We start from the raw sequence: 23477 nt of genomic DNA, 5'->3' as shown, positions 1-23477 counted from the left end.
TCTGCTTCTGTGACCTCTTTTGCTCCATACATGGTGAGAACCACCTTGTGGCTAAAAAAGTAAGCAAAGAAGTTCATTCCAAAAGCCATTATCAAGGCAATTGTAGCTCCATGTTTGCCTCCAATGACTGAACCAACAAAGATGAAAAATACTGTAAGAAAAACCATTAAAACCATAGTCTTCAATGTATTCATATTTTACACCTCCATTGTCCTAATTTTTGAGGATTTAATTTAAAATTAGCATAAAAAATCGTGGAAAGTCAAAAGCTCAATAAGTTGTTGCCACAGTCATTCCGATGTTTTTAAAGAAATTTTTCCAGAACTCGTAGGAACCTCTTGATTGTCCTTTGCCAGGATAAATTTCATAAAAGGTTCTATATTTTTCAGGAGTTATATCAGGCATAACAACATTTGCCCCTACTTGAAAAGCTTTTTCTCCTAAATCAAAAGAAATTGTTCTCAAAGCTGTTGTTGCAGGAATGTTTGCAAGGGGAAGCAAAATTCTCATAATTGCCAGAACTTTCAGAGTTATCAAAGGATTGCCCATTGGTGCGTTTTTTAAAGGAGTTTCAGGATGTGGAATAAATGGTCCGATTCCAAGCATATCAAGCTCAAGCTCTTTCATAAGAAAAATATCATCTGTTAGAGATTGAATTGTCTGTCCCGGCAATCCCACAATTACTCCAGAGCCTGTTTCATATCCAAGCTCTTTAAGCCATTTAATGCATTGGATTCTTTTCTGAAGGTTTGTATCAGGCTTTAATGCTTTAAAAAGCTTGGCATCCGATGTTTCAAACTTAAGAAGATATCTATCAGCACCAGCTTCTCTGAGCATTGCATAGTCTTTATAGCTTAACTCTCCAACAGAAAGAGTTACAGCTACATCAAACTTTTTAATTTCTTTTACAACTTCACTGATTTTTTTAGCATTCCATTGAGGGTCTTCTCCAGACTGTAAAACCACTGTTTTAAAACCTGCATTTGCTGCCTGGTGAGCTGTTTCAATTATTTCTTTACTGCTCATTCTATATCTTGGCAATTTTTTATTGTCCCTTCTTATCCCGCAAAAAAGACAATTGCATTTGCAGTAGTTTGAAAACTCAATAATTGCTCTCAGGTGAACTGTATTTCCGTGAAATTTTTTTCTTACCTCATCTGCAATTTTTGCTACTTCTTCAAAAGGAGTCTCTGTAAGAAGCTTTAATATCTCTTGTTTATTCACCTTCTACCTCTTATTTTCTTTAAACTCTCTATCTCTTCTTTCATGTCATCCATTGTTTCACTTATGATTGATTGTAAGTGAGGAAAAGGAGAAAGGGCTCTGTGAAGAACTCCATGAATGTGAGCCATTATTACCCCATAATTGACAATTGGAACTCCTGCTACCTTTGCTTGCATGATTCTGCTTAACATCTCTTTACGATTGAGCATACAGGCACCACAGTGAACAATTAATTTGTATTGATTAAGAGGCTCCGGAAGAGGTCCTCCTCCTGCCTTTACATCTATATCAAGATCACCACCAACCTGAGCCCTTAGCCATCTTGGAATTTTAACCCTTCCAATGTCATCTTCAACAGGATGATGGGTGCATGCTTCAGAGATTAAAACTTTATCGCCTGGTTTAAGATTTTTAACTGCTTTAACTCCCTCAACAAGTGTTTGAAGGTCTCCTTTGTAACGGGCAAACAGAATTGAAAAAGAAGTAAGTCTTATATCAGAGGGAGTATCTGCTGCAGCCTTATTGTAAACTGAAGCATCGGTTACTACAAGCGAGGGCTTTTTATTGAGATAATTAAAAGCATGGATGAGTTCTCTCTCTTTAACAACCATAGCCATTGCTTCGCTGTCAATAATGTCTCTTATCACAATTTGTTGAGGTAAAATCAGTCTTCCTTTTGGAGCTGCCTTATCAACAGGGATTACGCAAATTACCACATCTCCAGGATTAATAAGGTCTCCAACAACCGTGGGAAGTATCCATTCCTTTGGAGCATGGTTGATAATTGCTTGTTTTAATTCATCTATGCCCTTACGGGTTAAAGCACTTACAAAAACCACTGGCTGCAAATTAAGTGGTTTGAATTGTTCCAGAAGTTCAGATGGTTGATAAAGATCTACTTTGTTGATTACATAAATAACAGGAGTTTGAGTTTTTTGAGCCTTTTGCACAACTTCCTTTTCAAACTCTCCATATCCTGCTTGAGGATCAATTACAAGAAGAACAAGGTCTGTTTTTTCAAACACTTCATAGGATTTTTTCTTTCTAAGTTGTCCAAGTTCACCAACATCATCAATTCCTGCTGTGTCAATAAGAACAACAGGACCTAAAGGAAGTATCTCCATTGCCTTAAAAACAGGATCAGTTGTGGTTCCAGGAACATCTGAAACAATGGCAAGGTCTTGACCTGTAAGCGCATTTATTAAAGAAGACTTCCCTGCATTTCTTCTTCCAAATAAAGCTATGTGAAGTCTTTGACTTTTTGGTACTGTCATGGTTTTGCCTCCTTCATTTCTTCTTTACAGACTGCTTCAGGACATTGAATCCCTCACAGTGACAGATGAAATGGCTTATTTGCATCAACAATCTCCGCCGTTTATTGCAACCTTGCAGAGACTGACCACAGCTTCTTTTTCCTTTATCTTTTCCCACTCATTTGATACAATCGCATATCTCTCACTCAAATAAATAACCTCTGAAGGAAGAAAGGAGTCCTCCCTATGTCCAGCTATGTATGAATGTCTCTTTCCCATAATTTCAACAAACCAGATGTTTGCTCCATATTTTTCTTTAACATAGTTAGCTATTTCATCAAATTTTTCAATGAGATTAGAAGTAGAGGTCTCTTTCTCCATTCTGAATCCTCCCGTAGTATTCAAGAAGCTTGTTATAAACTTTCTCTGGAACACGCTCCCTTAGCTCTTCAAGCTCTTTCTGGATAACCTTTTCACCTGCTGCCTTAGTCTCAGGAGAAGCAAAGTCATCAAGCCATTCTCTGAATGTGAGAACTGCATTGAGCTTACAAAATACAGCTTCTTTACCTGTTCTAAGCAGTGTCATAATACGCTCACCTGTTCTTCCGCAACGGTATCCTGCAGTGCAAAAGCTTGTAATCATTCCCATTTCTGCAAGTTCGCGGATAACTTCATCAAGACTACGGGTATCCCCAAGTTCAAACTGCTGACGCTCAAGTTCCTGCTCATTATATCTATCTGAGTATGCGCCTATGCCAATTCGGGTTGAGGCATCTGTCTGAGTAATCATTCCAGAAGCAATAATTTCTCTTCGAATGTGCGCTGGCTCACGAGCAGTGAGAATCATTCCTGTATATGGAACAGAAAGCCTTATCACAGCAATGAGCTTTTTAAAATCTTCATCAGAAACCCTGTATCTTGTTTCCTGAACAAATGGAGTATTGGCAGCAGGTTCAAGTCTTGGAAAAGAGATTGTATGAGGACCGATGCCAAACTGTTTCTCAAGGTCTCTTGCATGATAGAGAAGTCCCATAACTTCAAATCTCCAGTCATAAAGTCCAAACAAAACACCAAGTGCTACATCATCAACTCCCGCTTCCAGAGCCCTGTGATGACAGTAAAGTCTCCATTGATAATGAGCCTTAATCGTGCCCTTAGGATGAAGTTTTTCATATGTTTCATGATGGTATGTCTCCTGAAACACCTGATAAGTGCCAATTCCAACTTCCTTAAGCATCTTTAAATCATCAATGCTCATTGGTGCAGCATTTACATTAACTCTTCTTATCTGCCCATATCCGTTTCTTGTTTTTACTCTAACTGAGTATATTGTCTCAATTGTATCTCTTATGTATTCAGGTCCTGTTAAAGGATGCTCACCATAAACAACAATTAGACGCTTGTGTCCAATCTCTCCTGCTAAAACCTCAGCTTCTCTTCTGACTTCATCAAGAGTAAGAACTCTTCTTTTTATCACATGATTGTCTCGTCTGAATCCGCAGTAAAGACAGTTGTTCACACATAAATTGCCACAGTAAAGAGGAGCAAATGTGACAATTCTGTTATCATAAACCTTTTTCTTTACTTTGCCTGCAGCATCAAATATCTCCTGCCACAGTTCAGGATCCTTTACATTAAGAAGAGCTGCGGTTTCATCAGGTTCAAGAGTTTGAATTGAAAGAGATTTTTGAATTATTTCTCTAATCCTTGCTGGTTCAGGGTTTGAATTATCTATTAATTTCTCCCATATTTCTTCATCGTTTATGAAATCTTTACCTCCATCCATATACTTTGTTACTTCATCCTCTTTAATAACTTTTTCCATCCATGTTTTTTCCTTTTTTGTTAATACTGCTGTCATTTTAATTCCTCCTTTAAATATTTAATCCCGGCAAAGCCAGGAGTTGTAAGCTCTTCAGGTAAAGTAATTTTTTCAATCTGTTGTTTTGAGAAATACCCTTTTTCTATCAATAAATCTTCAACTTTTCTACCAGTTCTAACAGCTTCTTTATAAATTTCTGCACAGGTTTCGTATCCAAGATAGGGGCTAAAAGCCGTTATTACTGAGCAGCTACGATCAAGAAGTTCCTTACATCGAGCTATATCAACAAAAATTCCAGCCACACATTTTTCTCTAAAAATCCTGCATGTTTCTTTAAGGAGCTTAAGTGAACCAATAAGCTCATGGGCAATTAAAGGAACAAATGGATTGAGCTCAAGATTGCCAAGACTGCATGCATAACTGACTGCTATATCTGAAGCAATCACTTTTATTCCAACCTGAGTTACCATCTCAGGTATTACAGGATTTACCTTTCCGGGCATTATTGAAGAGCCAACCTGAACTTGAGGGAGTATCAGCTCTCCAATTCCTGCTCGAGGACCTGAACTTAAAAATCTTAGATCAGAGGCAATCTTTATCAAGTCTGCTGCAAGAGTTTTCAAAAATCCTGATACTTCTGAAAAGGTGTCTGTATTCTGGGTTGCTTCAAAGAGATTTTCAGCTTTTGCAAGAGGCAGTCCTGTAAACTCTCTAAGTTTTTCAATTGCTATTGATATAAATGCTTTTGGACAATTAAGCCCTGTTCCCACAGCTGTTCCACCAAGATTAATTTGACGAACTCTTTCTTCTGCTTTGTTAATTCTCCACCAATCTCTGTTTAAAGCTTCTGCCCATGCTGAAAACTCCTGCCCTGCTGTCACAGGAACCGCATCCTGCATCTCGGTTCTGCCAACTTTCAAAATTTTTGCATACTCTTTTTCTTTTTTTTGAAACTCTCCCTGAAGCAAAGCAACTTCATGAGCAAGCTCTTTCAAAAGTTTTATAACCGCTACTTTTACTGCTGTTGGAAACACATCATTTGTTGACTGACTCATGTTTACATCTTCAACAGGATGTATAATGTCGTATCTGCCTTTTTCAAATCCAAGAAGTTCAATGGCTCTATTAGCAATGACTTCATTGATATTCATGTTAATTGAAGTGCCTGCTCCACCTGAAAGTGCAGGAACAATAACTTCACTGTCAAACATACCCTTAGCAACTTCATCACAGGCAGACAATATTGCCTTTGCCTTTTGCTCAGAAAGAAGTCCAAGCTTTGTGTTTGCCCATGTACAGGCTTTTTTAACCATTGCCATTGCCCATATGAGTTCTCTGTGCGGCAATGCAGCACTTACACAAAAGTTTTCCCTTGCCCTTAATGCATGAATTCCGTAATAGGCATCAGAAGGAATACTTTTTTCTCCAATTGAGTCTCTTTCTATTCTCAAGTTTCCTCCTTATTTATTGGAATTAAAAGACTCTTTACTGTAACGCCTTTTATACTTCCCAGTTTTCCTGTAAGAGAGCCTATTTTGTCTGTATCGCCTTCTACAAAAAGAGATATAAAACCTGTGTCCAGTTCTTTTTGAGGGATTCCCATTCTTCCGATGATTATTTCTGAATGCTCTGAGAGGATTTTATTTACTAAGGAAGCATTCTTTTTTCTGTCACTGACTATTATTCCGACAATTCCAATCTTTTGTTTCATTCCTTGACCTCAGGTAACTCCCTCAGTCTTAGTTTTAACTTTCAAGCCCTTATCTTCAGGACAAAGTCCTTCAGAATCAGGCAAAAACTTAATTTTTTAAAATTTTAAAAAAAAAATTAAAAAAAAGTCAACCTACTACAACACTTCCACCCTCAAGGACATTCTTTAAAGCAAACAGTTCATCTACAATTTCTTCATCATCAATATCTTCTAAAACTTCTTCAATAATATCGCTAAGCTTTTTTACATATTCATCATTCAATATGAACCAGTCATTGTATACACCTTTTAATGCTTCTGTGTCATAAAGAAGATAATTTTTCCTTGAGAGTATTTCCGAAATTTTTATCACTTTTTCTATTGGTGCAAACCAATAATTTCTATTTCCAAGACTATAATAAACCAACATCTTTAGTTTCATTTAAGGGAGCTCCAGATGGAGCTCCCTTTGTTTATTTAAACTCTTGCTTTGTAATGAGTATGGAGCAGTGCTTCACTTATCTCACTCAGTGGATGATGTGCAAACTCAGAGTAAAATTTCTTTATCATTGGATTTTCATGGGAAGCAGCCATTTTGAACTTTTCTCTCATTATGATATCATCTTTATACTGTCCTGCCTGTCTTGCTTTAATTAGATTGATTCTTTGTCTTCCAACAGGGGTGTCAAAGAAGTTATTACTGATGAATTCTTTGCCATAGCCAAGTTTTGGAAATCCAGTAAGTAAAACAAATGATGTTAATCCAGCAAATTTTATAAATGCTCTTCTTGTTATGTTTCCCATTTCACACCTCCTTTATTTCTTTGCTGAGCCAGCAAGAGCATAAAGAAATTTTTCCCACAAACTGAGTTCAACTGGATGGCAAGGCTGTCCACCACCATTTATGCATCCACCTGGACATGTCATTACTTCAATAAAGTGATAAGGACTTTTACCTGCAACTACATCTTCAATCACAGGTTTAAGATGAGCACCATCAGGCCCTATTCCGTTTACAACACAAACTTTTATATTAAGTTGATCTGTTTTGAAAGCTTTTTTATAATCTGCTTTTAATGGCACAGGAATTGTGGCAGAAACAACAGGATGCCTATATCCTCTTACATCTTCAAAATCCCACTGAGGACTCATTGCTTTTGGTTCAAGCCCTGAAAGAACATGGAAAGCAAATCTTACTGCTGCTTCCATAACTCCGCCACTAACACCAAATATAGTAGCACCACCTGTATATTGCATAAAATCTTTTGGCTGTCTTTCTTCAGGAAGCTTCATTGGATTAATATTGAGTTTTCTGAAAACCTCTGCAAGGTCTCTTGTTGTAAGAACAGCATCTACATCTCTCATTCCACTTATTTTTAAAAATCTTCCTGCAGAATCAAATTCAGGACGGGATGCCTCAAATATTTTTGCTGTACAGGGCATTACTCCAACTGTGAAAATATTTTCAGGCTTTACCTTCCAAACATCTTTAGCACCATAGGTTTTTGCTGTGGCTCCTGCCATCTGCTGAGGTGATTTACAGGAAGAAAGATTTGGTAATACTTTTGGATAATAAATTTCCGCATACCTTACCCATGCAGGACAACAGGATGTGAATTGAGGAAGAGGTTTGTGTTTAAATTCTTCTACTTCAAGAACTATCTTTTTACCCCACAGTTCAACTGGAAGTTCCTTTAGTCCTGAATGAGCTGCAACTCTTGCAAGAAGTTCTGTTCCTTCTTCAAGAATTGTCTGGTCAGCAGCAAAGTTGTTTTCATAAATATCAAATCCTGCTGTTTTTAAAGCTGCCCAGAGTCTTCCTACTGTTAAGGTTCCAGGCTCAGCTCCAAATTCCTCTGCAATTGCAACTCTTACAGCAGGAGCAATAATTGCAACCACCTTTGTTTTTTTGTCTTTAAGCTTTTCAATAACATGATCAACAAAGCTCATCTGCTCAATTGCACCAAAGGGACAGTTAAGTAAACACTGTCCACAGTTAATACATCGGTCAACATCAATTGAGTGTTTTTCTCCTACAGAGCCTTTAACAGCTCCTGCAGGACATACAGTTCTACAGGTATCACATCCAACACATGTTTCCTGATCAATTTTGATAATTCCTCTTAACTCTCCTTTTCGATAAGTTCCAGTGTCATTTGGAACTCCTCCATCACCTTTGAAAGTTTTAACTTTCCTTACCATACAACCCCCCTTGTTTTAGTTATTTTTTACCTCTTGGAGTGTAATGAGTGTGAAGCAGTTGATGAGACTTATGTCCAAGAGGTTCCTTAAGGAATTCTTTATAAATTGCTTGAATTTCAGGGTTTTCATGACTCTTTCTAATAGGTAGTTTCTTATCTCTTTCATAAATTCCTTTTATACGAAGCTCTCTCTCTTCAACAGTTGTCGGAATCGGCTGCCCGCCTCCACCAATACATCCAGCTGGACATGCCATAATCTCTATAAAGTGATAATCCTTAAGCTCCCCTGCCCTTACCTTATCCATGAGCTGTCTTGCTGCACCGAGTGAATGAGCAACAAGAACCTTTACTGTTACTCCGTTCATATTTACTGATGCCTCTTTAATGTCCTTCATTCCTCTTACATCTTCAAAATCAAGTCTTGGAAGGGTTTTTCCTGTAACAACTTCATAGGCTGTTCTTAAGGCTGCTTCCATAACTCCACCTGTTGCACCAAATATTTGGGCAGCTCCAGTTCCTTCACCCATTATTGGATCATACTTTTCATCCGGAAGATTTGCAAAATCAATTCCTGCCTCACGAATCATCCTTATGAGCTCTCTTGATGTAAGCACTACATCCACATCTCTCGTAATATTGGGATTGTTCCAGTATTTAGAAGCTGCATTCATCTCTGGACGGGCTGCTTCGTATTTCTTTGCTGTGCAGGGCATAATAGAAACAACAAAAATATTTTCAGGATTTATTCCTTTTTTCTCAGCATAGTATGTTTTTGCAATTGGCCCTAACATCTGCTGAGGTGATTTACAGGAAGATATATGAGGAATTAAATCAGGATAAAACTCCTCAACAAACTTTATCCATCCAGGTGAACAGGATGTAAATTGAGGTAGAACCCCATTGTTCTTGATTCTGTGAATGAGCTCATATCCTTCTTCCATTATTGTCAGGTCTGCTGACCAGTTTGTATCAAAAACTGCATCAAACCCAAGTCTTTTCAGTGCTGCAACCATTTTTCCTGTAATGTCAGTTCCAACAGGAAGTCCAAAGGCTTCTCCTATTGTTACATGGGTAGCAGGTGCTGTTTGAACAACTACATGTTTGTTTGGATCAGCAATTGCTTCCCATACTTTCCATGTGTCATCCTTTTCAACTATTGCAGCAGTAGGACACACAAGAGCACACTGCCCGCAGGCAACGCATTGAGTTTCAATGAGAGGTAGTCCACCTTTTGGTCTTACAACTGCATCAAAACCATTTCCATAAAGCTCCAAAGCATCAACTGTCTGTAAAACCTTGCAGGCAGTAATACATCTTTGACAGAGAATACATTTATTTGGATTTCTCATTATTGATGGAGATGAATCATCTATTGGGAAATCTTTTTTCTCTCCCTGAGGTCTTATCTGTCTAACATTGAGTTCTGCACAGATTGCCTGCAGCTCACATATACCATTTTTCGAACATGTAGGACAGTCAAGATGATGGTCACTAAGCATCATCTCAAGATTAAGCTTTCTTGCTGCAATAACTTTGGGAGTATGTGTACGAATTACCATGCCTTCTTCAACAGGTGTGTTGCAGGATGATACAAGATCCTTTTTACCTTCTACTTCTACAACACAAACCCTGCATGCTCCCACATCATGTTTTATATGTCTTAATCCAACATATTCAAGAAAACAAAGAGTAGGAATTTTAACCCCTGCTTTTTCTGCAGCCTTAAGTATTGTTGTTCCCTCAGGCACTGTAACTTTTTGCCCGTCAATTGTAAGTGTTACATTGGCCATTTTTTATCCTCCCCTAAAATTATTTCATCATTATTGATTGCCAGCCAGGATTGGCTGGGATTGTATGCCCACAGCTTCCTTTAATGTGTGCATCAATATCATTTTTGCAGTACTGAAGAGCAAACTTCACAGCCTTACCTGCCATTTTTCCGAGATCACACTTGCTTGATGCACCAATATCCTCTGCAAAATCATAGAGAAGAGAGAGTTCTCTGTCTGAAATTGAACCATTAAAAATTTTTTTGACAATTTCCTGCATTCTCTTTGTGCCGATTCTACATGGAATACATTCAGCACAGGAGTTTTGTTGGGTGTAGTCAAGGAAAAAGTCAATTATTTCTGCCATGCATTTATCCTCTTCCCAGAAAAGCTTTCCTGCTGAACCAACTGTGGCAACAGTTCTTGAAAGAGTTAGCCAGTCAACATCAACTGGTGTTTTAATTGAAAGAGGACCGAGAGCTTTTATTTTTCCAACAAAATCCCTTGCAACCTGGGCAAATTTAAGTCCTTCTGCTCCTGAAATCCACTCAAGTCTTACCCTTTCCTTTGGAATTCCTATAACTTCAAGAAATCTTGTAAGTAAATTGAATCTTCTGTTGGCATAATAATTTCCAGTTCTATAATGACAGTCTCCTGGATGACAGCCAGCAACTAAAACTCCATCAGCACCTGATAAAAAAGCTTTAATGATAAACTCTGGTTCCACTCTTCCACTACAGGGAACTCGAATTGCACATAAATTAGGTGGATAACTATACCTCAATGAACCTGCCAGATCACATCCTGCATAACTACACCAATTACACAAAAAGGCAATAATCTTGGGCTCAAACCCTTGCTCCATCGCCAAACCTCCTCACAATTTTTTCTTGTTGTGCTTTCTTAGCTTGAGGCCAACCTTCTGGCAGGCAAGTTCAAAGAGTTTTTTATAAAGGCTTCTGCCTTTTTAGACCTTCCTGGTAATTTTCTACAAAAATTATATATGAACTTTTGATCTTTGTCAAGCCCCCCGAATTGCCTCTGTGACTTTACTTTAGGAATAACACCCCTGTATCTTCCCTTAAAATTTTTTAAATACAAGGGAAGCATTTGTTCCACCAAAACCAAATGAGTTTGTTATTGCATACCTAATTTCTTTCTTCTTTGGTTTATAAGGAACATAGTCAAGGTCGCATTCGGGGTCTGGATTGTCAAGATTAATGGTTGGTGGGACAATATTTTCATAAATACTTAAAACTGTAAAAATTGCTTCAACTCCACCAGCAGCACCAAGAAGATGTCCTGTCATAGATTTTGTAGAGCTTACGCAGAGTTTGTAGGCATGTTCACCAAAAACTGTCTTTATTGCCTGAGTCTCAAGCTCGTCTCCTTGCTTTGTCCCTGTTCCATGTGCATTTATATAATCAACTTCTTCTGGATGAATTCCAGCATCATTTATTGCCATTTTCATACATCTTGCTCCACCCTCTCCTTCTGGTGCAGGTGCTGTAATATGATAGGCATCTGAACTCATTCCATATCCGACAAGTTCTGCATAAATTTTTGCTCCTCTTTTCAAAGCATGTTCAAGCTCTTCAAGAATAATAATTCCACTTCCTTCACCCATTACAAATCCATCTCTATCAATGTCAAAAGGTCTGCTTGCTTTTTCAGGCTCATCATTTCTTGTTGAAAGAGCTCTCATTATGGCAAATCCTGCTACCGCCATTGGTGTGATAACAGCCTCTGTGCCACCTGCAATCATTACATCCGCATCTCCATACTGAATCATTCTGAAAGCTTCTCCAATTGAATGATTTCCTGTTGCACAGGCAGTTGTTACTGCAAGATTTGGTCCCTTTATTCCATATCTTATGGATATCTGACCAGCAGCAAGATTAACAATAACCATAGGAATGAAAAATGGAGTTACCCTTTTCCATCCTTTCTCAAGCAATAATTTGTGGTAATATTCAATGGTTGGAAGTCCTCCCATGCCTGAGCCAATCACAATTCCGATTCTTTCAGAATTCTGAGGAGTGATTTTTAAACCTGAATCCTGCAGTGCCATCTCAGTGGCAGCAATTGCAAAATGGATAAATCTATCCATTTTTTTTATTTCTTTTTGTTCAATGTAGTTCGCAGGATCAAAACCTTTAACTTCTGCTGCAATTCTTACAGGATAGTCTTTCGCATCGAAATGGGTAATATAAGAAACTCCAGATTTGCCCTGAAGAATTGCCTCCCATGTAGATTTAACATCAAGACCGAGAGGGGAAACCATTCCCATCCCGGTCACAACAACTCTTCTTTTACCCATAAAATATTATGCCTGACCTGTTTTATTTTTTATGTACTCAATTGCATCCTTTACCTTGCTAATCTTTTCAGCGTCCTCATCCGGAATCTCAATACCAAATGCCTCTTCAAATGCCATAACCAGCTCAACAGTATCAAGAGAGTCTGCTCCAAGGTCCTCCACAAAGGATGCTTCAGGGGTTACCTGAGATACTTCAACACCAAGCTGTTTTGCTATAATTTCCTTTACCTTTTCTTCTACCATTACTTACCTCCTTTTCTTTTTTTACATGTACATTCCGCCATTTACATGAATAACCTGTCCGGTTATGTATCCAGATTCTGGCAAAGCCAGAAATATTATAGCGTTTGCAACATCCTGCGTTGTTCCAAATCTCTGAAGTGGAATCATACGTAGCATCTCTTCTTTAACTTTTTCAGGCAACTGCTCTGTCATGGCTGTTTGAATAAAACCTGGAGCAACAGCATTAACAGTAATTCCCCGGGAAGCATACTCTTTAGCCAGAGTTTTTGTTAAAGCTACCAGTCCTGCTTTAGATGCTGAATAGTTAACCTGTCCAGGATTTCCTATAAAAGCCACAACAGAGGCAATATTTATAATTCTACCATACTTGTTTTTTGACATGATTTTCACTGCTTCACGGCAGCATAGAAATGCACCTTTAAGGTTTATGTTTAAAACAGCATCCCATTCTTCATCTTTCATCCTTATAAGAAGATTATCTCTTGTTATTCCTGCATTGTTTACAAGAATATCAATTTTAGAAAATTTTTTAACTGCTTCATCAAAAAGCTTTCTTACATCTTCTGAATTAGAAACATCTGCTTTAACTCCTAAGGTTTCAACACCATAAAGAGATTTAATTTCTTCTGCAACTTTTTCAGCATTACCTCCATTTATATCAACAATTACAGTGTTTACTCCTCTTTTAGCAAACTCTTCTGCAGTTGTTCTACCAATACCTCTTGAAGAACCAGTTATTATAGCTGTCTGCCCTTTCATAAAAAACCTCCCTTCATCAGCATTCTCTGAAAGTAAAATTATAAAAAAATTCTCTCTAAAAATTCCACTCCGAATTGCCTCATTAAAAATCTATTCAAAAAGGATATCTTCGAGGTATCCCTATACCACAACCGCTCGTATACCTTATTTGTTCTAAGAAAAAACAGCCAAAAAATTATCCCTTTTAATAAAACATAAAAAGCCTGACTAAATAAGTGTTCGTAAATCCAGAAACAGGTATAGATACTACTGCATAACTTTGGAAAACATGTTTTATGACAAAATCATGACAAAATTGCCAAAAAGTAAAGCTTCGATTTTATTTATCGGGGCGAGTGGATTTGAACCACCGACCCCCTGCTCCCAAGGCAGGTGCGCTATCCAAGCTGCGCTACGCCCCGATATTTTTTAAATTACAAGAAAGCATTGGAAAAAGTCAAATTGTTAACTCTTCTTAAAATTTAGTATTATATATCAAATACCTTCCAGGAGGTGTAAGATGGTAGAAAATATTAAATGGCTTGGGCATGATACTTTTAAAATTATTGGAGAAAAGATAATTTACACTGATCCATTCCAAATTAAAAAGCCTGATAAGGCTGATATTATTCTCATCACCCATGAACATTATGACCATTTCAGTCCTGAAGATATTAAAAAGCTTTTAGCGCCTCATACAGTGCTTGTTCTTCCAGAGGACTGTTCTGGCAAAATTAAAGCAAAAGAAGTTATTGTTAAACCAGGAGACAGAATTACTGTAGAAGGTATAGAAATAGAGGCTGTTCCATCTTACAACACAAACAAAAAATTTCATCCAAAGGAAAAAGGATGGGTTGGCTATATTTTTAAAGTAATGGGTAAAAGAATTTATATTGCTGGAGATACGGATTATATTCCAGAGATGAAAACCTTTAAAGATATTGATATTGCTTTGCTTCCAGTTTCAGGAACCTATGTTATGACTGCAGAAGAGGCTGTTCAGGCTGCACTGGATATTAACCCTAAAATAGCAATTCCCATGCACTATGGAAGTATTGTTGGTTCTGAAAAGGATGCTCAAGAGTTTGCTAAAAAACTTAAAGGGAAAATAGAAGTAATAATACTTAAACCTGAGGAGTAAGAGCATGGAATTTACAGGTGAAGATTTAAAGAAGTCATTACCTTCTGGGTTGGAAATAGGAAAAGAAATTGTGGTTTATGATGAGGTTGAATCAACCAATTCTAAGGCAAATGAGCTTTTAAAACAGGGTTATCCTTCTGGAACCGTTGTGATTGCAGACAGACAAACAAAAGGTAAAGGGAGATTAGGTAGAACATGGATTTCACCTTCAGGAAAAAATCTTTATATGAGCATTGCTTTGAAACCAGGTATTCCTCCAAAATATGCTACACTGCTTACTTTAACAAGTGTTGTGGCTTGTACAACAGCATTAAGAAGATATACTGACATACCTGTGATGATTAAATGGCCTAATGATATGCTGATTGATGATAAAAAAATTGGCGGGATTCTGACAGAAATGAAGATTGAAGGAGAAAAAATAAAGTCTGCTGTTGTTGGTATTGGTATTAATGTGAATATGACAGAAGAAGATATACCTGAAGAGATCAAAGATATAGCTTCTTCTCTTAAAATATACAAGGGAGAAGATTTTTCAAGAGAGATTCTTATAGTAGAGATAATTAAAGAGTTTGATAAATGGTATCAATTGCTTGAAAAAAGACAGAGAAAAACAATTATTGACCGCTGGATGCAACTCAGTGGCACCATTGGAAGACAGGTTAAGATAGTTTTAGCAGATAGAGAACTTGTTGCTACAGCAGAAGCAATAGATGAAGAGGGTAGGCTCATAGTAAAACTTAATGATGGAACTTATGAAAAAATCTGTGCAGGAGATGTCACTTTACTCAGGGCAAAATGAACTCGTGGCGATTAAAATAGGAAATTCTACTGTGAATTTCGCTTTTTTCAGAACGCCTTGCTGTTCTGATTTTGATATGATTTCCTTTGAGACAAAGGAAATATTAAATTGGGAATATGATAGTCTTTGTCGTCTTTTCAGTAACCATCAAAATTGTGATTGTATAGTTTGTTCTGTTGTGCCAGAGCTTACAGAAAAATTTTTTTCTTTTTTAAAAAAAGTTTACAATAAAGTCATTGTCATCACCTCTAAAACTCCTTCAGGACTGTCTTTAAGAATTCGTAATCCAGAGTCTTTTGGAGTTGATAGACTTGCTGCTACAGTGGCTGCGTATGAATTATTCAAAAAAAATATAGCAGTTGTAGATGCTGGAACAGCTACCACAATAACAGTTGTCACCCAGGAAGGAGAAATTCTTGGAGGAGCAATAATGCCTGGACTGGGTACGATGAATTATTCTCTTAAAGAAAAAACAGCCAGCTTACCATTGGTGGATCTGGAAAAGGATTTTGATGTTCCTGGAATAGATACTCATTCAGCAATTCTAAGCGGAATACTGCTGGGGACAGTATATGCTATTGAGGGAATAATAGGGGATATTGAAAAAAAAATAAACCATAAGCTTGAAATTGTTTTAACCGGTGGATACTCTCAGTTACTTTCAAAATACATGCATAAAAAACATTTATTAAATAAACATCTTGTAATTGAGGGTATGAGATTGATATACTTAAAAAACATTAAAAATTAGGAGGGCATTATGAAATTCCAGAAGATTCTTTTACCAACAGATTTTTCAGATGAGTCATTGTACGCTCTTTCTTATGCTGTAGATCTTGCAAAAATGTTTAATGCAAAGTTATATCTTCTACATGTCATCTACGATATTGAGAAAGCATCAAATCTTCACATTCCACATCCGTCAATAACAGAGCTTTACAAGGACCTTGAGGCTCATGCTAAAAAGAATCTTGATAGTTTCGGAGCGGATATGCTTGAAGACTTCAAAAATGTTGAAACTGCTGTGTTAAGAGGCATTCCATATGAAGAAATTATCAAATATGCAAAAGAAAACAAAATTGATTTAATCATTATTGGAACACTTCCAAGAAGTGGCGTTGAAAGGTTTTTTGTGGGCAGCACAACACAGAGAGTTATTAGAAATGCTCCATGCCCTGTATTGGTAGTGACTAAAAAGCAATAAATTGAAAAATTCTGTTGAAAGTGGAATGTGAAGTTTTAGTTGTTGGTGGTGGACCAGCTGGTAGCACTGCTTCAAGACTACTTGCAGAAAAAGGGATAGAAACTGTCTTAATTGAAAAAAATCTTTCCTTTAATAAGCCCTGTGGAGGAGGAATCCCATCTGCAGGGCTAAAAGAATTTAATATTTTAAAGGAAATTCAAAAAGAGGTTGAATTTAACAGAGCAACAAAAGTAAAAATATTTCCTCCCTTTTCAGAACCAATAGAAGTTTCACTTAGAGATGGAGAGATTCTGATTTTTAATCGTCAAAATTTTGATTCCTTTTTAAGAAAACTGTCTGAAATCAGAGGAACAAATGTTATTGAAGCAGAACTGGTAAACATAGAAAATCTTGGCAATAAGTTTAAATCAACGGTAAGAGAAAAAACAGGTAAAATTATACAAATCTATTCTGAATATATCATTGCTGCCGATGGTGTTAACTCAAAGGTTTGTGCGCTTACAGGATTGCCAAAACCTGATTATTACTGGACAGTAAGCCTCCATATTCCTTCAGATTCACAAACAAAAGATACATGTGAGTTCTGGTTTGGTAATGCCCATGCTTCATTTTTTTACTCATGGGTTTTTCCAGGCACAAACTATTTATCAGTGGGAACTGGTTCAGAGGACATTAGAAAGCTAAAGAGTCTTATTGAAGGTTTTCTTAAAAAAAGATTTGAATTGCAGGCAGATTATGTTTCACTTAGAGCTTATAAGATTCCAAGATGGAAGAAAAGAAAATTTTTTATGAATAATATTCTTTTTTGTGGAGATGCTCTAGGCACTGTAATGCCTGTTTCCTTTGAAGGGATATATTATTCTATGAAATCTGCCCAATTTGCCTCAGAAGCAATCATTCAAAAAGATTTAAAGTTATATGAAAAGCTCTGGAATGAAAATTTTTTAAGACAATTCAGCATAATGAAGAAGTTTCAAGATTTTATGTTTGGCAATGATGAAAGAATGGATCGCTGGCTTAATATTCACAGAGACCCTGCCATTCAGGAACTTGCAATGGCTTTATGGTTAAGGAAAAAACATGGAAAGAAACTTATCCCTCTTTATTTAAAAGCCTTCGGAAGCCTTATTTCAAGAATTGCTCAATTTAAGATAAAATAAAATTGTGAAGAAAGCTCTATTGTATTCCTGCATATTTCATATTTTACTATTTATATTTATCCTGATTTTACAGGATTATTTTAGACCTGCCAAACCTCAAGAACCTGTCTCAGTAGTAATTGTGCCTGTAACTCCTCAAATGCCCAAATTTTCACCATCTTTCAAAACTCCTCCACCAAAACACCTTGAAAAACTTCCTCCCATCAGAGAATTAAAACAGCCAAAATATTTAAGTGCTATTCCAAAGGGAAATCAGGGACAAAGCACAGAGAAACAGAAAGAAACAGCTTCTTCAGGAAATTTGAAAACAGAAAAACACTTTAAAGAATTAACTCCTGCACAGTCTCCAGATATTTTTGATAAAGATGTAATTGCCAGGCTTTCAAGAAAACATCAAAAAAGTAAGGAAGTAGAACAATTACGAGGATTAAGTTTTTCAGCAAAAGAATTCAATGACTGGGGATATCTTGAAAGGCTAAAGGAAAAAATAGAAAGAGTCTGGCAGTATCCTCCTCAGGCTGCAGAAAGAGGTATATATGGTGATCTTTATATAAGATTTACAATTAACAAAAAAGGCAAACTTTTGTCTGTAGAACTTGTAAGGACTTCAGGTTACAGAATGCTTGATGATGCAGCAATAAAGGCACTGAAGGATGCTGAACCATTCTGGCCTCTTCCTGATGATTGGCAGAAAGACAGCCTTACAATAACAGGACATTTTATCTATACACTACATGGCTTTTATCTAAGGTAAATTCTGTCTGAATTCTCGGAGCATCAAGCCATAGTCTCTCAAGATCATAAAATCTTCTTGTTTCTTCTAAAAATATATGAACAATTACATCACCATAATCCATTAAAACCCAGTGAGCATAAGAAAATCCTTCTACAGAATAGGGTTTATATCCCTCAATTCCCATACTCTCTTCTAAATACTCCGTAAGAGCTTTTACCTGTGTTGTACTTTCAGCAGAACATATGACAAAGTAATCAGTGATTATAGTAAGATCTTTAAGCTCAAGAATCGTAATGTCCTGTGCTTTTTTATCATAAAGCAATTTTGCTGTTTTTAAAGCCTTCTGTTTTGAATCCATCTGTTTAATTATATCATATTTTTTTGATAAAACTTCCATTCAACTAAAAAACTTACCAGAGAAACTGAAACAATAGATGCTGTTTCTGCCTTTAAAATTCTTTTGCCAAGCGATGCTATTTTTATATTGTTTTTTTCTGCTTGAACAACTTCTTTTTCGCTAAAACCTCCCTCAGGTCCTGTTAATAAAAATATATCTTCGTAAGGATTAATCTCAAAAATTATTTGTATTAAAGGATTTGTTGCCTTTTCCCAGAAAAGGATTCCATTTTTTATATTCTTAATTAATTCCGGGAAAGATGTTACATCTTCTACTTTAGGAACAATGCTTCTTCGTGCCTGCTCGGAAGCTTGTTTTGCTATTTTCCTCCATCTTTCAGTTTTACGGGTTTCCTTTACAACAGATCTTTCACTTACAAAGGGAATTATTTTTTTTACTCCCAGCTCTGTTGCTTTCTGTATGACCATTTCCATTTTTTCACCTTTTAAAATTGCCTGACATAAAACTATTGAAAAGGCATCTTCAGTGTGAAGTTCTTCCTCTTCAAGAACTTGTATGCTTCTGTCATCAATTATTTCTGCTTGAAAGTTTTTTCCTCTACCATCAAAGATTGAAATAATGTCTCCTGCCTGACATCTTAAAACATTGAAAAGATATTTCTGGTCTTGACTTGAAAGCTTTATAATTTTTCCTGGAAAAATTTCACAGTATTGAATACATATTCTTGGCTTAGTCATTTAACAACTTCAGTGCCAACCCCTTTTTGGGTAAAAATCTCAAGAAGTAAACTATGAGGAATTCTTCCATCTATTATGTGAGTTTTTTTAACATTGCCTTCAAGTGCGTTAAGACAGGCATAAACCTTTGGAATCATTCCTCCAGTAATAATTTGCTGTTCAATTAATTTGAAAGCTTCTTGTATATTCAAAGTAGGGATAAGATTATTAATTTCATCGGTTATTCCCTGTACATCAGTAAGAAGAATGAGTTTTTCAGCTTTTACAGCTACAGCAATTGCAGAAGCTACTGTATCAGCATTAATGTTGTAGCTACATCCAGAATTGTCAAAGCCTATTGGAGCTACAACAGGGATAAAACCTTTATCCTGAAGACTTTCAAGTACCTCTGTACAAACTTTTTCTATTTCACCAACAAATCCTAAATCAACTTCTTCATTGTTTATTTTCAAAAGCTTTTTCCTTGTTTTAAGCAATTTCCCATCTTTACCTGTAAGTCCAACAGCCTTGCCACCGTGAGAGTTAATAAGTTGAACAATTTCTTTGTTTATAACTCCTCCAAGAACCATCTCTACAATTTCCATAGTTTCTTTATCAGTAACTCTGTGGCCATGTATGAATTGGGGCTCTTTGCCAAGCCGTTTCATAACTTCTGTAATTTTAGGTCCACCCCCATGAACAACAACAGGCTTTATTCCAATGAAATTTAGAAGCACAATATCCTGAGCAAAGGCTTCTTTAAGCGAAGGATCTTTCTGAGCAGCACCACCGTATTTTATTACAAAGGTTTTTCCATAGAATTTTCTTATATAAGGAAGTGCTTCAACAAGAATGTTTGCTTTTTCAAGGAGTGCCTGGGATATATTATTCATTGAGTCCTTCTCAAAAACTCCTCTATATCAAATTCATTGCTTATGATTTCTTTTGCTTTCATTGCCTTGTCTTTTTCTCTTATAACAGCTTTGCCCATAAGTTTTTCCATTCTATCAACTGCTGTAAATGTATCCATAGGAGTAACAATAATCGGAATACCTTTAGCTTTAGCAATTCCTGTTACAGTTTCATTGACATGCATTCCTCCTGTAAGTATAAGGCACTTTGTTGATGTCTCCATTGCTACTATCTGGATGTCTGTTCTGTGAATTCCTGTTATAACTGCTTTATTCGGTATTCTTAAAAAGTATGAGAGAGCTGTTTCAGGATCCATTGCTCCAATTGAAAGATTCTCAACAAAATCATCAAGTTTATTCTCACAACAGACAAGCCCTCCATTTACTGCTTCCATAAGTCTTCTCACTGTGACAGCTTCAAGAAATTTATCTTTCTTAAAAACTCCTAAAACTTTTATCCCCTTTCCTTCAATAAAGGGCACAGCTTTTTCCCTGACATGATGAAATTGCTCAGAAGGCACTTTATTTATAACTGCACCAGTAAATTTTTCACTAATTAACTGTCTTATGCCGAATATATCATCCATTGCAAGCTCACTATCCCAGTGCTGAATTGCTATAACTCTGCCATCTGTTTCCTTTATTAAACTTATGGCATCAATTCCCAGTGTAAATCCTTCAAATATGTTATTTGGTCCAACAACTATTACAAAATCTTTATTGCTCTGTTTTGTAAAGGAGTTTATAACTTTTTCCTTTATTTTTAAATCACCGCCTTCAAAAAGTCTGTACTGTGTTTCATAAGTGAAAACAAAAGGAGATATTACACTTAAAGGCTCTTCAAGCCCTAAAAGTTCCTTTATGAAGACAGCTTCTTCATCAAATATTTCCTCGCCTTTTTTAATGGGAATTCTTCCAAGAGGTCTTATATATCCTATTTTAAATCCTCGTTCCTGAAGTGTAAGAGCCAGGCCTAAGGCAAAAAAGTTTTTCCCTGTGAAGGCTCTGTTTGATATTATAAAAATTGGTATCATTTCTCCCTCCTTCTAAACTCCTTCGCTCTTTAAATTATTATTCTTGCATCAAGCCCAATACCACCGTTATTGAATACCATATAAGGATTAATGTCAATTTCCTTAATCATGGGAAAATCCATAACCAGCCTTGAAAGCTTTTTTATGCAACTTGCTATGTCATTTTTATCGTATGGTTTTTCACCCCTTACTCCATCAAGTATTCTGCTTGCCTTTATCTCATTTATCATATCAAAGGCTTCCTCTTCTGTAACTGGAACTATTCTAAAAGAAACATCCTTGAGCACTTCCACATAAATTCCTCCAAGTCCAAACATAATCATGTGTCCGAAGGTTCTGTCATAACTTACACCAAGAATTACTTCTTTACCTCCGCTAACCATTTCATAAATCATTACACCTTCTATGTATGCTTCAGGCATAACTCTTTTAACATTTGTTGTTATTTCTACAAAAGCGTTGTAAACAGCTCTTTCATTGTTGAGATTGAGTTTTACTCCGCCAACATCTGTTTTATGAAGAATATGAGGTGAAGATACTTTCATAACAACTGGATATCCAATTCTTTCTGCAATTGCAACAGCCTCCATTGGTGTTTTTGCCAGTGCTCTCTCAGGGAAAGAAAATCCATACAGTGAAAGTATTTGCATTGCTTCTTCTCCGCCAATTTCTGATATTCCCTGTGATTTCAGAGTTTGAATAATTTCTTTTGCTTTTTCAATGTGTTCTCGTGGTACTTCTATTTGAATTTCGCTGGATATTTTTTTCTTCTTGAGTTCTGCAAATTCAATAAGTTTTCCATAGGCATTAATTGCAACAGTTGGATCACTAAAACAGGGAATTTTTGATTGTTTAAGCTTATTTACAGCATTTTTTACTCTCTGCCCTCCAATAAATGCTGCAAAAACAGGTTTTTCTGTATCACGAGCAGAATCAACTACAACATCTGCTACCTGATCAACATCTGTCATTGCCTGGGGAGTGAGAATCACACAAATTCCTTCTACAGCCTCATCTTTAGTAGCCTGCTCAAGAACAACTTTATACCTCTCAGAAGTCGCATCTCCAATTATATCAACAGGGTTATAAAGAGAGGCAGTTGGAGGAAGTTTTTCAGCTATTGCGTCTATTGAAGCTCTGGTCATTGGATCAAGTTTTATCTTAAGGCTATCTGCTGTATCAGCTGCAATAATTCCTGGTCCTCCAGCATTTGTAATAATTAAAAGTCTTCTGCCTTTAGGAATTTTTCTTGAAATAAACATCTCAGCTGTGTCAAACAATTCCTGAATGCCTGATGCTCTTATTATTCCTGTTTTTCTAAATGCTTCTGTAAAAGCTCTATCAGAACCAGCAAGGGCTCCTGTATGACTGGAAGCAGCACGGGCACCTGCTTCAGTAGCACCAGATTTAATCAATACTACAGGTTTTATTTTTGTAACCTCTTTAGCAACCTCAAGAAATCTTTTGCCATCCACAACATCTTCAATATATCCAAGAATTACATCAGTCTCTGGATCTGATGCAAAGTATTCAAGAAAGTCTGTTTCGTTAAGGTCTGCTTTGTTACCGAAACTTACAAATTTTGAAAAACCGAAGTTATTCTCTAATGCCCAGTCTATAATTGCAACTCCCAGTGCTCCTGATTGGGAAAAAAAGGCAACTCTTCCAGCTGGAGGCAGCTGAGCAGCAAAGGTAGCGTTCATCTTATTTTTAGTGTTCATCACACCAAGACAATTGGGACCTACCATTTTCATTCCAGAGGATCTCACAATTTCTACTATTTCTTTTTCTCTTGCTACTCCATCTCCTCCAACTTCTTTAAAGCCTGCTGTAATAACAACCACACCTTTAACTCCTGCCCTGGCACAATCCTTTAAAGTTTCTGCTACTGCTTTGGCTGGAATTACAATTATCGCAAGGTCAACTTTATCAGGGATAGCTGATACAGAAGGATAACAGGGCAGTGAAAGTATTTGAGTTCTTGAAGGATTTACAGGATATATTTTACCTGAGTATCCATTAATAAGATTTTTAAGAACAGCATTGCCGACCTTTTTTTCTTCAGCAGATGCTCCAACAACAGCAATGGAATCTGGATTAAATATAAAATCAAGCATGGGATAATTTACCATAAGAATAAAGCCAAATGCAAAAG

25 protein-coding genes, 1 tRNA gene and 2 pseudogenes are annotated in these 23477 nt (G+C 36.6%); 6 read left to right on the top strand and 22 right to left on the bottom strand.

From position 1 onward, the window contains the following. From ACP5O9_RS04285 to ACP5O9_RS04205, 17 genes and pseudogenes are all read right to left on the bottom strand, one after another. Nucleotides 1-194: pseudogene (locus ACP5O9_RS04285) on the bottom strand (protease HtpX); the annotation flags it as partial. A gap of 76 nt (nt 195-270) precedes the next feature. Further along, nucleotides 271-1224, bottom strand: a complete 954-nt coding sequence (gene hydE / locus ACP5O9_RS04280; protein WP_353685557.1) for a [FeFe] hydrogenase H-cluster radical SAM maturase HydE — start codon at nt 1222-1224, stop codon at nt 271-273. After that, nucleotides 1221-2498, bottom strand: a complete 1278-nt coding sequence (gene hydF / locus ACP5O9_RS04275; protein WP_353685558.1) for a [FeFe] hydrogenase H-cluster maturation GTPase HydF — start codon at nt 2496-2498, stop codon at nt 1221-1223. Before hydF ends, hydE begins: the two co-directional genes overlap by 4 nt. An 84-nt stretch (nt 2499-2582) precedes the next feature. Beyond that, complete coding sequence (locus tag ACP5O9_RS04270; protein WP_353685559.1) at nt 2583-2858, bottom strand: hypothetical protein; 276 nt, start codon at nt 2856-2858, stop codon at nt 2583-2585. Next, on the bottom strand, nt 2833-4338 hold the full coding sequence (hydG, locus tag ACP5O9_RS04265; RefSeq protein WP_428723496.1) for a [FeFe] hydrogenase H-cluster radical SAM maturase HydG: 1506 nt from the start codon (nt 4336-4338) through the stop codon (nt 2833-2835). The genes ACP5O9_RS04270 and hydG overlap by 26 nt, the downstream gene beginning before the upstream one ends. Next, nucleotides 4335-5750, bottom strand: a complete 1416-nt coding sequence (locus ACP5O9_RS04260; RefSeq protein ID WP_428723495.1) for an aspartate ammonia-lyase — start codon at nt 5748-5750, stop codon at nt 4335-4337. The genes hydG and ACP5O9_RS04260 overlap by 4 nt, the downstream gene beginning before the upstream one ends. Continuing rightward, a complete protein-coding gene (locus ACP5O9_RS04255; protein WP_353685562.1) occupies nt 5747-6010 on the bottom strand; it encodes a TM1266 family iron-only hydrogenase system putative regulator in 264 nt (87 codons plus the stop codon). The genes ACP5O9_RS04260 and ACP5O9_RS04255 overlap by 4 nt, the downstream gene beginning before the upstream one ends. A 127-nt stretch (nt 6011-6137) precedes the next feature. Beyond that, nucleotides 6138-6431: a hypothetical protein gene (locus ACP5O9_RS04250; protein WP_353685563.1), complete on the bottom strand. Its 294-nt coding sequence runs from the start codon at nt 6429-6431 to the stop codon at nt 6138-6140. A gap of 35 nt (nt 6432-6466) precedes the next feature. Next, nucleotides 6467-6793 (bottom strand): iron hydrogenase small subunit, encoded by a 327-nt coding sequence (locus tag ACP5O9_RS04245; protein ID WP_353685564.1) that lies wholly within the window; start codon nt 6791-6793, stop codon nt 6467-6469. A gap of 12 nt (nt 6794-6805) precedes the next feature. After that, nucleotides 6806-8191 (bottom strand): [Fe-Fe] hydrogenase large subunit C-terminal domain-containing protein, encoded by a 1386-nt coding sequence (locus tag ACP5O9_RS04240; protein ID WP_428723494.1) that lies wholly within the window; start codon nt 8189-8191, stop codon nt 6806-6808. A gap of 19 nt (nt 8192-8210) precedes the next feature. Further along, complete coding sequence (locus tag ACP5O9_RS04235; RefSeq protein WP_428723493.1) at nt 8211-9980, bottom strand: NADH-dependent [FeFe] hydrogenase, group A6; 1770 nt, start codon at nt 9978-9980, stop codon at nt 8211-8213. A 19-nt stretch (nt 9981-9999) separates the two neighbouring features. Next, the gene (locus ACP5O9_RS04230) at nt 10000-10326 is read right to left on the bottom strand and encodes an NADH-ubiquinone oxidoreductase-F iron-sulfur binding region domain-containing protein (RefSeq protein WP_353687092.1); all 327 of its coding nucleotides are present in this window, start codon (nt 10324-10326) and stop codon (nt 10000-10002) included. Between the two features lie 102 nt (nt 10327-10428). Continuing rightward, nucleotides 10429-10824, bottom strand: a pseudogene (locus ACP5O9_RS04225) (hydrogenase iron-sulfur subunit); the annotation flags it as partial. Between the two features lie 216 nt (nt 10825-11040). Beyond that, nucleotides 11041-12279 carry a beta-ketoacyl-ACP synthase II gene (gene fabF, locus ACP5O9_RS04220; protein WP_353685567.1) on the bottom strand — a complete coding sequence of 413 codons (1239 nt, stop codon included), beginning with the start codon at nt 12277-12279 and terminating at the stop codon, nt 11041-11043. Nucleotides 12280-12285: 6 nt separating this feature from the next. Further along, nucleotides 12286-12522: an acyl carrier protein gene (acpP, locus tag ACP5O9_RS04215; RefSeq protein ID WP_059176190.1), complete on the bottom strand. Its 237-nt coding sequence runs from the start codon at nt 12520-12522 to the stop codon at nt 12286-12288. A 21-nt stretch (nt 12523-12543) separates the two neighbouring features. Further along, on the bottom strand, nt 12544-13281 hold the full coding sequence (gene fabG, locus ACP5O9_RS04210; RefSeq protein ID WP_353685568.1) for a 3-oxoacyl-[acyl-carrier-protein] reductase: 738 nt from the start codon (nt 13279-13281) through the stop codon (nt 12544-12546). Between the two features lie 326 nt (nt 13282-13607). Further along, nucleotides 13608-13682, bottom strand: a tRNA-Pro gene (locus tag ACP5O9_RS04205). 98 nt (nt 13683-13780) lie between these two features. Here ACP5O9_RS04205 and ACP5O9_RS04200 point away from each other — a divergent pair. From ACP5O9_RS04200 to ACP5O9_RS04175, 6 genes are read left to right on the top strand one after another with little or no spacing between them, the layout of a single operon-like run. Beyond that, nucleotides 13781-14401, top strand: a complete 621-nt coding sequence (locus ACP5O9_RS04200) for an MBL fold metallo-hydrolase (RefSeq protein ID WP_424904511.1) — start codon at nt 13781-13783, stop codon at nt 14399-14401. 4 nt (nt 14402-14405) lie between these two features. Further along, nucleotides 14406-15203, top strand: coding sequence for a biotin--[acetyl-CoA-carboxylase] ligase (locus tag ACP5O9_RS04195; protein ID WP_353685570.1), 798 nt, complete (start codon nt 14406-14408; stop codon nt 15201-15203). Further along, nucleotides 15145-15954 carry a type III pantothenate kinase gene (locus ACP5O9_RS04190; protein ID WP_353685571.1) on the top strand — a complete coding sequence of 270 codons (810 nt, stop codon included), beginning with the start codon at nt 15145-15147 and terminating at the stop codon, nt 15952-15954. The genes ACP5O9_RS04195 and ACP5O9_RS04190 overlap by 59 nt, the downstream gene beginning before the upstream one ends. Before the next feature lie 9 nt (nt 15955-15963). After that, on the top strand, nt 15964-16407 hold the full coding sequence (locus tag ACP5O9_RS04185; RefSeq protein WP_353685572.1) for a universal stress protein: 444 nt from the start codon (nt 15964-15966) through the stop codon (nt 16405-16407). 20 nt (nt 16408-16427) lie between these two features. After that, the gene (locus tag ACP5O9_RS04180; RefSeq protein ID WP_424904520.1) at nt 16428-17567 is read left to right on the top strand and encodes a geranylgeranyl reductase family protein; all 1140 of its coding nucleotides are present in this window, start codon (nt 16428-16430) and stop codon (nt 17565-17567) included. A gap of 4 nt (nt 17568-17571) precedes the next feature. Next, nucleotides 17572-18321 (top strand): energy transducer TonB, encoded by a 750-nt coding sequence (locus ACP5O9_RS04175; protein ID WP_428723492.1) that lies wholly within the window; start codon nt 17572-17574, stop codon nt 18319-18321. Here the strand turns inward: ACP5O9_RS04175 and rsfS are convergent. From rsfS to acs, 5 genes are read right to left on the bottom strand one after another with little or no spacing between them, the layout of a single operon-like run. After that, nucleotides 18287-18661 (bottom strand): ribosome silencing factor, encoded by a 375-nt coding sequence (gene rsfS / locus ACP5O9_RS04170; RefSeq protein WP_424904508.1) that lies wholly within the window; start codon nt 18659-18661, stop codon nt 18287-18289. The two genes, ACP5O9_RS04175 and rsfS, sit on opposite strands and share 35 nt — an antisense overlap. An 8-nt stretch (nt 18662-18669) precedes the next feature. Continuing rightward, the gene (locus tag ACP5O9_RS04165; protein WP_428723491.1) at nt 18670-19398 is read right to left on the bottom strand and encodes an RsmE family RNA methyltransferase; all 729 of its coding nucleotides are present in this window, start codon (nt 19396-19398) and stop codon (nt 18670-18672) included. Continuing rightward, nucleotides 19395-20270, bottom strand: a complete 876-nt coding sequence (argB, locus tag ACP5O9_RS04160; protein WP_424904507.1) for an acetylglutamate kinase — start codon at nt 20268-20270, stop codon at nt 19395-19397. Before argB ends, ACP5O9_RS04165 begins: the two co-directional genes overlap by 4 nt. After that, entirely contained in the window at nt 20267-21322 is a 1056-nt protein-coding gene (locus ACP5O9_RS04155; RefSeq protein WP_353685577.1) for a DRTGG domain-containing protein, read from the bottom strand. Before ACP5O9_RS04155 ends, argB begins: the two co-directional genes overlap by 4 nt. A 29-nt stretch (nt 21323-21351) precedes the next feature. Beyond that, the gene (acs, locus tag ACP5O9_RS04150; protein WP_353685578.1) at nt 21352-23439 is read right to left on the bottom strand and encodes an acetate--CoA ligase alpha subunit; all 2088 of its coding nucleotides are present in this window, start codon (nt 23437-23439) and stop codon (nt 21352-21354) included. Nucleotides 23440-23477: the final 38 nt, after the last annotated feature.

The organism is Thermodesulfovibrio sp. (assembly GCF_049969575.1).
In the GTDB taxonomy this organism is placed as follows: Bacteria; Nitrospirota; Thermodesulfovibrionia; order Thermodesulfovibrionales; family Thermodesulfovibrionaceae; genus Thermodesulfovibrio; species Thermodesulfovibrio obliviosus.
Note: the sequence above shows the minus strand (reverse complement) of the source record. Positions and strands in the feature narration are given on the sequence as shown.